This window comes from Streptomyces cyslabdanicus, assembly GCF_052663305.1.
Map to the genome: position 1 here is coordinate 56,968 of NZ_JBQRUW010000067.1, position 14,667 is coordinate 71,634.

Consider the following 14,667-nt stretch of genomic DNA (forward strand, 5'->3'; position numbering starts at 1 on the left):
GGTGCCCGCTCGCCCTTCTTCACCCCCCACCTCTCACCCCCTGCGTTCAGGAGGTCTCCATGCCACGGAGATCGAAAGCCCTGTCAGGAATGCTGATCGCCGGAGCGCTGCTGACGACGTCGCTCGGCGTGGCCGGCGTCGCCGCCGGCTCCGGGCCGCCCGCCCCCGGCAGCACGGCGGCGGCGTCCTTCGCGGCCGGCCACTCCGGGCACGCCATGGCCGCGTCGACCGCCTCCTCACCCGAGGACCCGGACGGCGACGGCTACATCCCGGCTGACCCGCCGGTCACCGGCGTCACCCCGTCCACGGAGAACCCGCCCCACCGCTACTTCCATGAGTTCCAGGCCAACTGCTCGGTCACCCATACCAGGCCCGACGACCCCATCGTCTATCCGCAGCAGCCGGGCAAGTCGCACGACCACACGTTCATGGGCAACACCACGACCGACGCGAACAGCACCACCGCGTCACTGGACGCGGGCGGCACCACCTGCAAGGCGCCCGGCGACCGGTCGGGCTACTGGGTGCCGACCCTCTACAACGGCGATCAGGAGGTGCTGCCGGTCGGTCCGCAGACGATCTACTACAAGGCGGGCGTCACCGACTACACCAGCGTGCGGCCCTTCCCCAGGGGACTGCGCTTCGTGGTGGCCAACCCGATGCAGAGCGCCCAGGAGTTCCGCGACAGCCCCGGCTTCGTCGAGGGCTGGGAGTGCGGCGACAGCTACTTCAACGTGGACTTCCCCGCGAGCTGCCCCAACAGGGCCGACGTGCAACTCAACATCCGCTTCCAGGCGCCCAGTTGCTGGGACGGCATCTACCTCGACACCCCCGACCACCGCAGCCACATGGCCTATCCGGTGGTCAGGCCCGGCACGAACGACAACATGTGCCCGGCCGACCACCCGGTCGCGCTGCCGATGATCGAGTTCAAGATGGCGTTCCCCGTCAACGGCGACATGTCCCAGGTGAGGCTGTCGAGCGGGGCCGCCTGGTCCTTCCACTACGACTTCTTCAACGCCTGGGACGCGCCCACGCTGTCGGCCATGGTCGACCACTGCATCGTCGGCGGCCTCCAGTGCGACGCGCGCGGCTACGACGAGACGCACCCCGAGGCGGGAGCCGCGCTGAACGAGGACTACGAGCTTCCCTGAACCGCAGCCCGAGTGGCACCGCCCCTCTTCGCCCCGGGTGGCCCGGCCGGACACGCCCCACCACGGCCGGGCCACCCGACCTCCCCCACCCCCCGCGCATCGGAGACCCTCATGCCACGAAGCCGCAAGCGCCGCATGACCGCACCGCTCACCGCGGGCCTCCTCACCGTCACAGCCCTCACCGTCCTGCCCGGCCAACAGGCCCACGCGGCCGGCAGCGTCGTCAGGGTGACCGGCGGCCGGGGCGCCTGGCAGCTCACCGTGGACGGGCAGCCGTACCAGCTCAAGGGCCTGACCTGGGGTCCGTCCGTCGCTGACGCCGACACCTACCTGCCGGACCTGAAGTCCATGGGCGTCAACACCATCCGCACCTGGGGCACGGACGCGACCAGCAAGCCGCTCCTGGACTCCGCGGCCGCGCACGGCATCAAGGTCGTCGCGGGATTCTGGCTTCAGCCCGGCGGCGGTCCGGGCAGCGGCGGCTGCGTCGACTACGTCACGGACTCCACGTACAAGAGCACGATGCTCGACGAGTTCAGCAAGTGGGTCCAGACGTACAAGGACAACCCGGGCGTGCTCATGTGGGACGTGGGCAACGAGTCGGTACTGGGGCTCCAGAACTGCTACAGCGGCGACCAGCTGGAACGGCAGCGCGACGCCTACACGGGTTTCGTCAACGACGTCGCCCGCAGGATCCACGGCATCGATCCGAACCACCCGGTCACCTCCACCGACGCATGGGTCGGCGCCTGGCCGTACTTCCAGCGGAACGCTCCCGACCTCGACCTGTACGCCGTCAACTCCTACAACGGTGTGTGCGACGTCCGGTCGGCCTGGGAGCAGGGCGGGTACGACAAGCCGTACATCGTGACCGAGACCGGCCCGGCCGGCGAGTGGGAGGTGCCCGACGACGCCAACGGAGTTCCCGCGGAACCGTCCGACCAGGCCAAGGCCGACGGCTACACGAGGGCGTGGAGTTGCGTCACCGGTCACAGCGGGGTCGCGCTCGGCGCCACGCTGTTCCACTACGGCACGGAGTACGACTTCGGCGGCATCTGGTTCAATCTGCTGCCCGCCGGGCAGAAGCGGCTGTCCTACTATGCGGTGAAGAAGGCCTACGGAGGCGACACCTCCCACGACAACACCCCGCCGGTGCTGTCCGAGATCGGGGTCGTGGGCGACCCGGGCGCGGTGGAGGCCGGGCGGGAGCTGACGCTGGACGTGCGGGCCACCGACCCCGACGGAGACCCGGTCGCCTACGAGGTCCTGGACAACAGCATGTACCTCGACGGCAGCGGGCAGTTGAACTCCCTGCGCTTCACCAGTGAGGGCACCGGCCGGCTGAGGTTCACCGCTCCCGATCGCCCCGGTGTCTGGAAGGTCTACGTCAAGGCGACCGACGGCCACGGAAACGTCGGCGTCCAGTCGCGCTCGATCAGGGTGGTCCCACCGGCGATCGACGGGACGAACGTGGCGCTGGGAAAAACGGCCACCGCCTCCTCGTTCCAGCCGTCCGGCGGGGACTGTCCGTGCACGGCCGCCAACGCCGTCGACGGCCGCCTGGACACCCGCTGGGCGAGCGACTGGAGCGACCCGCAGTGGATCCAGGTCGACCTGGGCGCCTCCACCTCCTTCCGGCACGTTCAACTGGTCTGGGAGTCCGCCTACGCCAAGGCGTACACCATCCAGACCTCCGACGACGGCCAGAACTGGCGGACCCTGCGCCAGGTCACCGACGGCACCGGCGGCGTGGACGACCTCGACGTGAGCGGCACGGGCCGGTACGTACGCGTCAACTGCACGGAGCGTGGCACCGGCTGGGGCTATTCGCTGTACGAGCTGGGCGTCTACGCCTGAGCGGGAGGACCGGCGGTCGGCCGTGGCAGCCGCTGGGCGACCTATAGTGGGCTCCATGAGCCGTTGGAGGGAGCTGACCGGGGAGAGCTCCGGCGAGGACTACGCCGCGCGGTTCGCGGCGTTGGCCCGAAGTGGTGCGGACGTGCACGGTGAGGCGCGGTTCTGTGCCGCGCTCGTGCCGGCCGGGGCGCGGGTGCTGGATGCCGGGTGCGGGACCGGGCGGGTCATGATCCGGCTCGCGGAGCTCGGGTACGACTGCGTCGGGGTGGACCTCGACGCGTCGATGCTGGCCGTGGCGCGGCGGCAGGCGCCCGGACTGCCCTGGTTCCAGGCCGATCTGGCCGCGTTCGAGCCGGACCGGCTCGGCATCGCGGCGGACTTCGATCTCGTGGTCGCCGCGGGCAACATCTTCCCGCTGCTCGCCGCCGGCACCGAGGCCGCCGTGGTCCAGCGCCTCACCGCCGCCCTGCGTCCGGGCGGTCTGCTGGTCGCCGGCTTCGGACTGGACGAGGCCCACCTGCCCGTGCCGCCCGGCATCACGCTCGCCGCGTACGACGACTGCTGTGCCGCGGCCGGCCTCACCCTCGTCGACCGCTTCGCCACCTGGGACGCCGGCCCTTACGACGGCGGCGGCTACGCTGTCAGCGTCCACCGCCGGTGACGAGGGTCCCGTAGTCCGGTCCGGCCTCCGCCGTCCCGACTCCGCCGGTGGGCGTGTCCGTCGGCCCTGCGGCGTGCCGCGCGGGAAAGGCTGCACAGATGCACGCCGTACTGCACGCACTGTCGATCACCGGGTCCATGACCTGGGAGATCACCTGGGCCCTGATCCTGGGTTTCGCCCTGTCCGCGGTCGTCCAGGCCGTGGTCCGCAGGTCCACCGTCGTCACGCTGCTCGGCGACGACCGCCCCCGCACCCTCGCCGTCGCCGCCGGACTGGGCGTGGCGTCCTCGTCCTGCTCCTACGCCGCGGTGGCGCTGGCCCGCTCCCTGTTCCGCAAGGGCGCCGACTTCACCGCGGCGATGGCCTTCGAGATCGCCTCCACCAACCTCGTCGTCGAACTCGGCGTCATCCTCACCCTGCTGATGGGCTGGCAGTTCACCGCCGCCGAGTTCGTCGGCGGCCCCGTCATGATCGTCGTGCTGGCCGTCCTCTTCCGGCTGTTCCTGCGCGAGAGGCTGCTGCGCCAGGCCCGCGCACAGGCGGAACGGGGCCTGGCCGGCTCGATGGAGGGCCACGCGGCGATGGACATGTCCGTGCGGCGGGAAGGCTCCTTCACCCGGCGTCTGTTCTCCCGCGAGGGCTTCACCGCAGTCAGCCACGTGTTCGTCATGGAGTGGGCGGCGATCCTGCGCGACCTGGTCGTCGGCCTGCTCGTCGCGGGTGCCGTCGCCGCCTGGGTCCCGGACTCCTTCTGGCGTGCCTTCTTCTTCGACGGCCACCCGCTCGCCGCCAAGCTGTGGGGACCCGTCATCGGCCCGCTCGTGGCCATCGCCTCGTTCGTGTGCTCGATCGGCAACGTGCCGCTGGCGGTGGTGCTGTGGAAGGGAGGCATCAGCTTCGGCGGCGTGGTGGCGTTCATCTTCGCCGACCTGCTGATCCTGCCGATCCTCACCATCTACCGGAAGTACTACGGCGCCCAGACGGCCGCCTTCCTCCTGGGCACCTTCTACTGCGCGATGGTCGTCGCCGGTTACGTCGTGGAATTCGTCTTCGGAGGTCTCGGCCTGATCCCCGACCAGGCCGACGCGAGGCTCCCCATGGAAGGCGTCAGGTGGAACTACACCACCTGGCTCAACATCGCCTTCCTCCTCCTCGCCGCGCTGCTCCTGCTGCGGTTCGGGAGGTCCGGCGGTCCTGCCATGCTGCGCATGATGGGCGGCTCACCGGACACCGGCCACGACCGGACGGGCCCGTCCGTGCCCTGACGGCGCGGACGGGCCCGGTGTGCCGGAGCGGGCGGGTTACGCCACGCCGCTCTCCCACCACCAGGCGGTGGAGCCGTACGAGGGGTACTGGACGCGGCTGTCGCAGTGCTGCCACGAGTTCGTGTACGCCTCGAGGCCGGAGAAGCCGCAGGTCTCGGCGATCCGGTAGGTCTGCAGGGTGCTGTGTCCTGAGACGACGATGTCGGCGGCGACACCGTAGAGGTGCATGCTGTTGGACGCGCCGCCCGACGCCGCGTTGTGCGAGATGCTGCGGAAGCCGGAGTTGATGGTGATCGGGCTGTTGCCGGCCTTCGTGCGCACCGCCTCCAGCTTGTACATCAGCCGGCGGACGTTCTCCTTGACCGTCGCGGCGGCGACCTTGCCGTTGTTGAACTGGGCGCCGTCCTTGGAGTAGAACTCGCTGAAGTTGAAGTGGGCGGTCGATCCGTCGGCCTTCTCCAGGGCGTTGAGGGCGGCCTGGGTCGCCGGGCCGGCGATGCCGTCCGCGGCCAGGCCGTGGGCGGACTGGAAGCGCTGGACGGCCCCGGCCGTGGCCGGGCCGAAGGAGCCGTCCCAGGCGATGTACGTCTGCGAGGCACCGGAGGCGGCGAAGCCTCCGACGCGGATCTGCAGTTCCAGCACGTCGTTGCCGGAAGCGCCCTGCTGAAGGGTACGGGTCCAGCCGTAGGCGGAGGCCGTCCCCGCCGAGGCCAGGTTGGTGACGGAGGCCAGGCCGAGCGCGGCCGTCACGCCGGCCGCGCCGCGGAACAGGGTGCGGCGGTCGATGCCTCGCTGAGGGTGCTGCTGTGAGGGGGTCACGGAAGTCTCCTCTTGTCGGTGTGTGAGCGTGCTGCGGGAGAGGGGAGAAGCGAGAGTGGCCGGCGTCCTGGTGACGGTCAGGCGACCAGGGCCTGCCAGGTGGCGGGTCCGGCGATGCCGTCCACGGAGAGCTTGTGCGAGGACTGGAAGTTGCGCACCGCGGTGTCGGTGGCCGGGCCGAAGGACCCGTCCACGGTCAGCGCCGCACCGTGCGCGTTGAGCTGGCTCTGCAGCGCCTTGACCGCGTCGCCGGATGCTCCCGACTGGACGGTGACGATCAGGGCCTGCCAGGTGGCGGGTCCGACGACGCCGTCCACGGAGAGGCCCTTCGAGGACTGGAAGTTGCGCACCGCGGTGTTGGTGCCCGCTCCGAAGGCCCCGTCCACGGCCAGCCCCGCACCGCGCGAGTTCAGCAGGTACTGGATCGTCTTCACCCGTTCACCGCTGGCACCCTGCTGCACGGTGGGCCAGTCGGTCGCCGGCGGCGGGTTGTAGCCCGCGTTCTTGGCGAAGTTCTGGAGGTCGGTGAGCGTGCCGTTGAAGGTGTCCTGGTCGCCGGGGAAGGTTCCGGAGTCGGCGTACTGCCAGATCGTCTGGGACGACCAGCCGGCGGGCAGCGTGCCCGGGCTGCTGGAATAGCGGGCGATCCACAGGGGGTTGGTGGCACCGAAGCTGCTGTTGTTGCCGGTGCACGTGGTCCACCAGTCGGTGGTGGTGTAGATCGTCGGGTAGCGCCCGACCTTGGCGCGCACCTCGTTGCTGAAGTCCCGGATCCAGGTGACCATCGCGCTCTGGCTCAGCCCGTAGCAGGTGGCCCCGTAGGGGTTGTACTCGATGTCCAGGGCGGGCGGCAGCGTCTTGCCGTCGCCGCTCCAGCCGCCGCCGTGGCTGACGAAGAAGTCCGCCTGCGCGGCACCGCTCGAGTTGCCGGGCAGCGCGAAGTGGTAGGCGCCGCGGATCAGTCCGACGCCGTACGCGCCGTTGTACTGCTGGGAGAAGGAGGGGCTGGTGTAGGTGGTGCCCTCGGTGGCCTTGACGTAGGCGAAGGCGGCGCCCTTGTTCTTGACGGACGTCCAGTCGACGTTGCCCTGGTAGCCGCTGACGTCGAGTCCGGCCGGGCCCGTGCTGACGGCGAGCGCGGCGGCGGCCGACAGCGATCCCGTGCCCAGGCGCTGGAGCCCGGAACCGGCGTGATCCTGTTCCGGGTGCGTCATCTGCACCGGGGTCCCGGTGGCGGTGCCGGGGTCGCCGGCGGCCGTCGCCGAGGTGGTGCCGGGCAGGATCAGCAGGGTCAGGGCGGCCAGCAACCCGGCCGCACGGGCGAGGGGCCGGCGGGGGCCGGTACCGGTGGTGCCGGATCTGAACCGCGAGGGGGTGGCGGAAGGCATGGTGCTCCCAGAGGTGTGGAGGGACACTGCGATGCGCTGGTGCCGGGTGGCCGTGGTGGGGCCACCGACGGTCGGGAGTGGTGCGTCGAAGCGGTGAGCGGCGGATGAGCGCCGGTCGCGGTGGGGGTTCGGCGGATGCGGCACGCCGTCAGATCCACGGCGTACAGCTTGGGTTGACGCGCGTAAACGTAAGGGATGTGTTGACATGCTCGCAACATCTTCGTGGTTGCGAAAATTCGAATCAGGTACGGCGGTTCTCGAGCGGCGCGCGCGGAAACCGGGCAGGAAACGCCGTGCGGACGTTCGTTGGCGGTGAATTGTTCACCTGCGGCTCGGCCGGACGTCACCGGGACGATCCAGTGCATTGGGCGATCGGACACACGCTGACCGTCGACATTCCCCATACCGCAAGGAGCAGGTGTGATGCGCTCTGGATCTCCCTCCCGCCGGGCCTCGGCCCTCGGAGTGGCCCTCGCCGTCATCGGGGTCGGTGCCGCCGCACTGGCGCCGGCCGCCGCCGCTGCCCCCGGTGCTCCGGGCACCCGGCCGTTCTTCTGCGGCCACGACCACCGCAGCACGCCGTTCTCGCCGTACCTCTGCGCCCAGGCCGGCGACCTGCTCGACGTCCGCATCGGCGACGTGCACCCCACCCAGCCGTCCCTCGGCTACGACGAGGTGTACTACAAGCTCGGCCGCTACACCCTCGGCAAGGACGCGATCAACAAGAAGTTCGACGACTGGTGCGAGGCCGACGGCCGGACCGCCGCCGCAACCGTGCTCCCCGGCGCGCGACTTGACGACCCGTCGTCGTTCACGTGCGAACTCCCGGTCGGAGCGGAGACGGTGGACAGCGTCGCCGCGATGAAGACCGTCGTCATCGGCCCCGGTGGCGAACCGTTCCTCACCGACGGGCACCACACGCTCACCTCCTTCTACGAGACCCCCGACGGCGGCGCCGACCTGCACGTCCGGCTGCGGGTGCAGGCCAACTTGAGCAACCTGCCCCGCCAGGCCTTCTGGGACGAGATGAAGGCGCACAAGTGGGTGTACCTGCGCGACCCCGAGGGCAGGCAGGTCACCGTGAACAAGCTGCCGACCAGTGTCGGTCTGGCCAACTTCACCGACGACAGGTACCGCAGCCTGCTCTACTTCGGCCGTGACATCGGCTACGCGCAGAACGGTCTGCCGTTCCAGGAGTTCTACTGGGGCAGCTGGGTCCGCGACACCGAGCCGATCGACCTGGCCGACTGGAACCCGAACGACCTCGCCAACTACCTGACGACCGTCAAGTCCCTGACCGAGACGATGACGGCACTGCCCGAGAACACCGTCGTCGACAGCGGCTTCACCGCCGCCGAACTCGGCGCGCTGGAGCAGTGGAACGACGGCAGCGCGGTGAACAAGGGCGAGTTCAACAAGCTCAGCAAGCCGTACTCCGACGACAAGCCCGGCAAGCTCGCCTACACGCTGGAGTACAAGCGGCTGCACGGCCTGGGCTGAGGCGTTAGCCGGCTCACCGTCGACTCCGGTCACCCCGACCTGGGGGCGCCGGTCGGGGGCGGTATCGCGCAGGCCGCCCCCGACCGCGGACGTCACCGGCCCTTCGGCTCCAGGAAGACCGGGTTGGTCATGGCCGCCATCGGTCCGAACAGCAGGGCGTCGCCCATGGTGTTGCCCTGGCCGGGGGAGCCGTCGGGCATCGGGTGGCGGACCTCGGCGCGCACATAGGCGGCGAGTGAGGCGGTGGTCCGCCACACCACGGTGCCGCTGCCGGAGGCCCCGACCGACTCCTGGTGCATCTGGCCCTCGTCGGTGAGGAACCGGACGGTGCCGTGGGGCACGCCTTGGACGTCGAGGCGAACGTCCACCGGGGCGTCGGCGGGCACGGTGAGCCTCTCGCCGATCCCGGCCTGCCTGCCACCGCCGGTGGCGGTGAACGACAGCTCGACCGAGGAGGACTCGGCGATCCAACTGCGGCCCGCGCGGATGCCGTTCATCAGCGAGTCGGTGGCGAGATCGTCCGCGCGGACGACGTTGTGCGGCAGGCCGATCACCTGCGGCTCGCTGTGCGCGTCGCTGTTGCCCATGGCCGGGAGCCAGCGCTTTCCGGTACGGACGGCCTCACCCAGCTTCTGATCCCAGGTGCTGACCGCGTGCTCGTCGTCGTACGTCCACGGCCCGGTCCACACCTCGGTGGCGTCGGCGTTCTCGAAACCGAACTTCCACTGGCAGGCCACGTACGCGCAGTACATGTGCGCGGGCACCACGAGGCCGTCGTTGCGGTGGACCTGACGCGCGAACCGGTCGAACGCGTCGTCGCGCGAGCGGTAGCGCCAGTCGACCCACTCACCGGCCGGAAGGCCCAGCGCGAGCCAGTGGCCGTTGCGCGTGGTGACCTCCTCGCCCGGGATGATCAGCAGGTCGGGACCGGCGTACTCGCCCCAGACCGCGTGCGAGGAGGACGTGTTGTGGTCGGTGGAGACGATGAAGTCCAGTCCCGCGGCGCGCGCCCCGGCCGCGACCTCCGCAGGCAGGCGCCGGCCGTCGGAGTGGACCGTGTGCAGATGGCAGTCCCCGCGGTACCAGGCGTGGCCGCGGCCCTTCGCCCGCCGCGGAGGGTGGTGCGGAACGAAGGCGGGACCGCGCTTGCCGTACGTGATCGTCACCTCCACCCGGTAGTTCATGCCCTGGGGCGCCACCTGGTAGGGGCCGAGGACGATGTTCCAGGTGCCCGCGTTGACCGGACCGGGCAGGTAACCCGGCGTGGCCTTGCTGTCGCCGATCTCGAACGAGGTGCGGAAACCGCCGGACCAGCCGCGGAAGCCGCGCCCGCCGAGCGCGGTCCCGCGCTCGTCGAAGATGCCGATGTCGCACGAGTTGCCCGGGACACCCGACGGTACGGACGGAGTGTCGTAGGAGTAGGAGACGGCGATCTTCCGCACCCCTCTGGGGACTTCCACCGGCAGGTGGACGAAGTCCGCGACGCCGGTCTCCAGGAAGCCGGTGAGGGTGCGGGTCTCCTCGGTGCCGTCCGCCGGCGTGCCGCCGGCCGGACCCGCGGCCGCCTGGGCGAAGGAGACCGGGGTGAGGGTGAGGGCGACCGCGCCGGCGGTTCCGGCCAGCAGCAGTCGCCGGCGTCCGAGTCCGGCACCGGCGTCGCCGGCGTCCGAGGTGTCGGCGGGGTCGGGTTCCAGGGGCTTCACGTTGTGCTCGCAGTGTCCGTCAAGGCACATGTTCCGTCCTCGGCAAGCTCGGTGATGGATGCGCGGAGAGCCTCTGGAGCCTCATGGGGTTCCGTGAACGACGGATGAGCCGGGCATGGCCCGTTCGGCAAGAGCCCGTGGCCGGTGTGCGCAGACGGTGTGCTGCCGCGCCCTCACCCCCTCGCGCACGTCGGGTGACGCGCGTACTCGACCTGCCGAAACGCCAACGGGGGCCCCAACCATGGTGGTTGGAGCCCCCGCCGGGTGCTGCGGTTCGGTTCAGAGGTGGTTGCCAGGGGTCACCGTGAACGACGCCGGACCGGCGGGCAGGTTCACCGTGTACTGGCGCAGGTAGGTGTCCAGGAACGGGGAACGGGCACCGGCGGTGGCGGTGTCGCGGGCCGGGTCGTCCAGGGCCAGCCTGAGCTGCGCGCCCTTGACCGCGACCGTCTGGCCGGACGGCGTGGCGCGCCAGGAGCCGGTCTGGATCGAGCCGATCTCCACGGCCAGGACGTGACCCGCGGCCATGGTCCAGTCGGTCGCCTTCAGATCGACGCTCATCCGGCCCGAACGCAGCAGGGAGACCTGCTCGTCGAACATGACGGCGGTGCCGTTCGGGGCGACGTCGTACAGCTTGAGCATGACGTTGCCCTCACCCTTGGCGGTCAGGGAGAGCTGCGGGGTGCCGGTGACGCGCACGGCCTGTCCGACCGGCTTCGACCACACGAAGAAGCTCGAGGTGACCTTGCCGTCCTTCTGGAGCTTCGCCAGCCCCCTGGCCAGGCCCTTCGGGGCGGTCTGGTCGGTCGCCGGCGCGTTCTCCATGTCCCACTGGCCGGACGGCTTCCCGAGCGTCTGCGGCGTCGGCTCGCCGGAGGCGGCCAGGGCCGCGCGGCCCGAGGCGCCGCCGTCGTCCAGGTAGGAGCCGTTGCCGAGCGGGAGGGTGACGGACCGCTTCGCGACCGGCCAGGTGCTCTGGGAGCGCCAGGCGCCGGTGGAGTCCTCGACGACGTAGGCCGGGTACTTCACCTGTGGCTTGACGCCCTTGAGGTACTCGTCGTAGAAGGACAGGGTCTCGTCGTACCAGCCCTCGCGGCCCATGGCCAGGCGCCCGTCGCCGACGCGGTCACCGCCGCGCACGTGGTCCCACTGGCCGAGCCAACCACGCTCGGGGCCCACGTGGTTGTCGAGATACTCCTGCATCTCCTCGGGCTTGGTGTTGTTCTCGATGAAGCCCTGGGTGACGAACAGCGGGGTCTTGGTGCCCTTGGCCATCTTCGCCAGGTCGCGGTCGGTCCAGTGCTTGTCCCACTGGTCCGCGATCTTGTACCCGGCCGAGTTCTGCGTGAGGCACTCCGGGTGGGTCTTCTCCCACTGGGCGTTGGCCAGGTAGTGCGGGTCGTCGTCCGGCATCTGGGGGAGCGTGGCGATGTCGTTGTAGGCGTTGGCGGTGCCGGTGACGTTCGGGCGGGGCACACCGTTGGAGTAGATGTACTGGTACATGTCCCACACCGGCTCCTGGGCCACGACGGCCTTGAGGGCCTTCTGGCTCAGGTTGTTGCCGATCAGGCCCGTGACGGCGTCGTACGACTTGCCGTACATGCCGACCGCGCCGGTGCTCCACGACTGCTTCGCCGCCCAGTCGACCGCCGCCTTGACGTCGGCCTGCTCACCGGGGCCGCCCCAGTCCAGGCAGCCGGTGGAGCCGCCGAAGCCGCGCAGGTCCACCATGACGAAGGCGTACCCCTTGGCGAACAGGTCGGTGCCCTCGACGAAGTCCTGGAAGCGGGAGGAGGGCCCGGTGTGCGTCCAGCCCTCGGGATCGGTCTGCCCGGAGTGCCCGAAGTAGGGGCCGATCGACAGGATGACGGGCACCTTCTTGCCCGGGGCCAGTCCCTCGGGCAGCAGGACGTCGGCGTGCAGTTCGGTGTCGGATCCGTCCGAGGACGGGAAGTAGTGCTGCGTCCAGAGCGAGCCCTTCGGGACGCGGTCGTTCTCCTCATGGCTGACGGAGTCGGTCGCGGTGGCGACCGCCCCCGTCCGGGTCTGCTCGGCGGCCGGCTGGGCCGCGGCGCCGGGCACCGCGGTGGCGGGGCCGGCGAGCGCTGCGGTCAGCGCGAAGGTGGTGACGAGTGCCGAAGCGGCCGTGGCGGCCGTGCGACGTCTGTTCACTTGCTCCTCCCGGAGTGTCAGGTACGGGGCGGTGCAGGTGGTGCGGTCGAGCGGCGACGCCTCGCCCGTCGCCGACGGGGCGGCGTCGGGCAGCCGCGCCATGCGGAGAGCTGGATCGCGGGCGCGCGGCAAAGCCGTCGGCGACGGAGCCTATGATCATCATTGAAACGAGTCAACGGTGCTGCGTGTTCTCCGTGTTGACGGTGTGTCCCGGCCGACGGCCGGGGCAGGCGCCGGTCGCGGTGGTGGGCAAGGTGTGCGAGCTCCTGTGCCGGCGCCCGCCGGGACTGGGGCGTGCGTCATCGACGCCTGTGCCCCCTTGCACGGCGGCTACGGCCGCGGGTACGCGTTCCGAGTCGTTTTCAGTCCTGGCGGGACGCCCGGGCGCACTGCCGCGGAAGGCGTTCCAGGAGGGAGCGGATCTCCTCGGCGCGTGCGGTGGTGTCCAGCTGATCGGGCTGTGCGTGCCAGCCGGCCGCGAGTGCGGCGTGCGCCTGCCGCTGGACCGCCTCGCTGACGTCTCGCCAGTGCGTCAGATTCCGGTCGTCCGCGCCGAGTCGGGGCAGCAGGTCGGCGCAGGCGAGCAGTTCGAAGCGCAGGTCGCGGCGGGCCCGCCGGCCGTCTTTGACGCTCGGCTTCGGACTCGGCGCCGGCGTGGCCGGCGCGCTGGCCCAGTGGGGACCCTGGCCGATGATCACCCCGTACCTGGTGCACGTCCTGGTCACCGCGCCCGCCCTGCTCCTGCTGGCGCGCGCCGTGGAGACCCGGGCGCGGACCACCGCCGCCCGCGGCCTGTGGGCGGACCTCAAGGTCCCCGCCGCCGGACACCGCCGCTTCCTGCGCGTGGTGCTCCCGATGGCCCCGTGGGTGTTCGGATCGGCCGGCGTCGCCTACGCGGTCACCCCTCAGCTGGTCGGCGACCGCATCGGGAACTGGGCCCTGGCCTACGCCACCCTGCTGACCGTGTGCACCCTCGGCACCGGGGCACTGGTCCAGCCCTTCGCCAAGCGCCTGGACTCGCTCGACTCGGCGCGGGGCGTCATCGTCTCGATGATCCTCATGGCCTGCGGCATGGCGGTCTGCGCGGGCGACGCGGCCGTCCGCTCGCCCTGGCTCGGCCTCGGCGGCGCCGTCCTGCTGGGGGCGGCCTACGGTATCGGGGTCGTCTCCGGCCTGCTGGAGATCCAGCGGATCGTCACCCCCGACGACATGGCCGGCATCACCGGCGTCTACTACGCCGTGTGCTACCGGCCTTCATTCGCAGTGCACCGGCGTTCACGCGGGTGGTGAGGCGAATCCGGGGGTCGCGACGCGGAGCGTTGCCGGATCGTTCCAGCGGAGCTGGATTCGGCTGATCCGCCCCGGACTGTCGGTGACCGGTGCTAGCGTCCGGATCGTGCAGCTTCGGTACGTCTTCCGTCTCGACCCGACACCCGGTCAGCGCATCGCGCTGGCCCGGGCGTTCGGATGCGCGCGGGTGGTGTACAACGACGCGGTCGCGGCGCGGGAACGGGCCCGGGCGGCAGGCCAGCCGTTTCCCACCGCGGCGGTGCTGTCGAAGACGCTTCTCACCGAGGCGAAGAAGACTAGTGAGCGGCACTGGCTGGGCGAGGTGTCCGCGGTGGTGCTGCAGCAGGCACTGCGGGACGTCGAGACCGCCTACCGCAACTTCTTCACCTCTCTGAAGGGCCGACGCAAGGGCCCGAAGGTGGGCGCGCCGCGGTTCAAGTCGCGCAAGGATGCCAGGCAGGCGATCCGGTTCACCGCGAACGCCCGCTGGAAGATCACCGCCACGGGGCGGCTGAACCTGCCGAAGATCGGCGAGGTGCGGGTGAAATGGTCACGGTCTCTTCCTGCCGTCCCGTCCTCGGTGACCGTGACGAAGGACGCTGCCGGGCGGTACTTCGCCTCCTTCGTCGTCGACACCGACCCGGCCGCCGACGCGGCCCGCATGCCCGACACCGACCGGACGGTGGGCATCGACCTCGGACTCACCCACTTCGCGGTCCTGTCCGACGGCACGAAGATCGACTCCCCGCGGTTCCTGCGCCGGGCGGAGAAGAAACTGAAGAAGGCGCAGCGGGAGCTGTCCCGTAAGCAGAAGGGCTCGAAGAACCGGGCCAAGGCCCGTCTGAAGGTGGCCCGCGC

General features: G+C 70.7%; 12 protein-coding genes and 1 pseudogene. 7 read left to right on the forward strand and 6 right to left on the reverse strand.

What is annotated here, in order from left to right; genetic code table 11:
* The first annotated feature begins 59 nt into the window (after window positions 1-59).
* The 4 genes from ACTYVM_RS33620 to ACTYVM_RS33635 all read left to right on the forward strand — a co-directional run bounded on the left by ACTYVM_RS33620 (window position 60) and on the right by ACTYVM_RS33635 (window position 4,937).
* Window positions 60-1,154, forward strand: a complete 1,095-nt coding sequence (locus ACTYVM_RS33620; RefSeq protein ID WP_445529606.1) for a DUF1996 domain-containing protein — start codon at window positions 60-62, stop codon at window positions 1,152-1,154.
* A 111-nt stretch (window positions 1,155-1,265) separates the two neighbouring features.
* The gene (locus tag ACTYVM_RS33625) at window positions 1,266-3,011 is read left to right on the forward strand and encodes a discoidin domain-containing protein (protein ID WP_445529607.1); all 1,746 of its coding nucleotides are present in this window, start codon (window positions 1,266-1,268) and stop codon (window positions 3,009-3,011) included.
* 55 nt (window positions 3,012-3,066) lie between these two features.
* A complete protein-coding gene (locus ACTYVM_RS33630; protein ID WP_445529608.1) occupies window positions 3,067-3,672 on the forward strand; it encodes a class I SAM-dependent methyltransferase in 606 nt (201 codons plus the stop codon).
* A gap of 98 nt (window positions 3,673-3,770) precedes the next feature.
* The gene (locus ACTYVM_RS33635; protein WP_445529609.1) at window positions 3,771-4,937 is read left to right on the forward strand and encodes a permease; all 1,167 of its coding nucleotides are present in this window, start codon (window positions 3,771-3,773) and stop codon (window positions 4,935-4,937) included.
* Between the two features lie 36 nt (window positions 4,938-4,973).
* Here the strand turns inward: ACTYVM_RS33635 and ACTYVM_RS33640 are convergent, their stop codons facing one another.
* From ACTYVM_RS33640 to ACTYVM_RS33650, 3 genes and pseudogenes are all read right to left on the reverse strand, one after another.
* A complete protein-coding gene (locus tag ACTYVM_RS33640) occupies window positions 4,974-5,756 on the reverse strand; it encodes a D-Ala-D-Ala carboxypeptidase family metallohydrolase (protein ID WP_445529610.1) in 783 nt (260 codons plus the stop codon).
* A 77-nt stretch (window positions 5,757-5,833) separates the two neighbouring features.
* Window positions 5,834-6,217, reverse strand: a complete 384-nt coding sequence (locus ACTYVM_RS33645; protein WP_445529617.1) for a peptidoglycan-binding domain-containing protein — start codon at window positions 6,215-6,217, stop codon at window positions 5,834-5,836.
* Window positions 6,218-6,262: 45 nt separating this feature from the next.
* Window positions 6,263-7,144, reverse strand: a pseudogene (locus ACTYVM_RS33650) (lysozyme); the annotation flags it as partial.
* 423 nt (window positions 7,145-7,567) lie between these two features.
* Between ACTYVM_RS33650 and ACTYVM_RS33655 the strand changes: the two are divergent.
* Complete coding sequence (locus ACTYVM_RS33655; protein ID WP_445529611.1) at window positions 7,568-8,644, forward strand: ParB-like protein; 1,077 nt, start codon at window positions 7,568-7,570, stop codon at window positions 8,642-8,644.
* 92 nt (window positions 8,645-8,736) lie between these two features.
* Here ACTYVM_RS33655 and ACTYVM_RS33660 read toward each other — a convergent pair whose 3' ends face one another.
* From ACTYVM_RS33660 to ACTYVM_RS33670, 3 genes are all read right to left on the reverse strand, one after another.
* The gene (locus ACTYVM_RS33660) at window positions 8,737-10,377 is read right to left on the reverse strand and encodes a CehA/McbA family metallohydrolase (RefSeq protein WP_445529612.1); all 1,641 of its coding nucleotides are present in this window, start codon (window positions 10,375-10,377) and stop codon (window positions 8,737-8,739) included.
* Window positions 10,378-10,626: 249 nt separating this feature from the next.
* Entirely contained in the window at window positions 10,627-12,519 is a 1,893-nt protein-coding gene (locus tag ACTYVM_RS33665; RefSeq protein WP_445529618.1) for a CocE/NonD family hydrolase, read from the reverse strand.
* Window positions 12,520-12,881: 362 nt separating this feature from the next.
* On the reverse strand, window positions 12,882-13,217 hold the full coding sequence (locus ACTYVM_RS33670; protein WP_445529613.1) for a hypothetical protein: 336 nt from the start codon (window positions 13,215-13,217) through the stop codon (window positions 12,882-12,884).
* Between ACTYVM_RS33670 and ACTYVM_RS33675 the strand changes: the two genes are divergently transcribed.
* Window positions 13,210-13,809 carry a hypothetical protein gene (locus ACTYVM_RS33675; RefSeq protein ID WP_445529614.1) on the forward strand — a complete coding sequence of 200 codons (600 nt, stop codon included), beginning with the start codon at window positions 13,210-13,212 and terminating at the stop codon, window positions 13,807-13,809. The two genes, ACTYVM_RS33670 and ACTYVM_RS33675, sit on opposite strands and share 8 nt — an antisense overlap.
* Window positions 13,810-13,915: 106 nt before the next feature.
* Window positions 13,916-14,667: RNA-guided endonuclease InsQ/TnpB family protein (locus tag ACTYVM_RS33680; protein ID WP_445529615.1), on the forward strand; the 752-nt coding region annotated here is incomplete at its 3' end.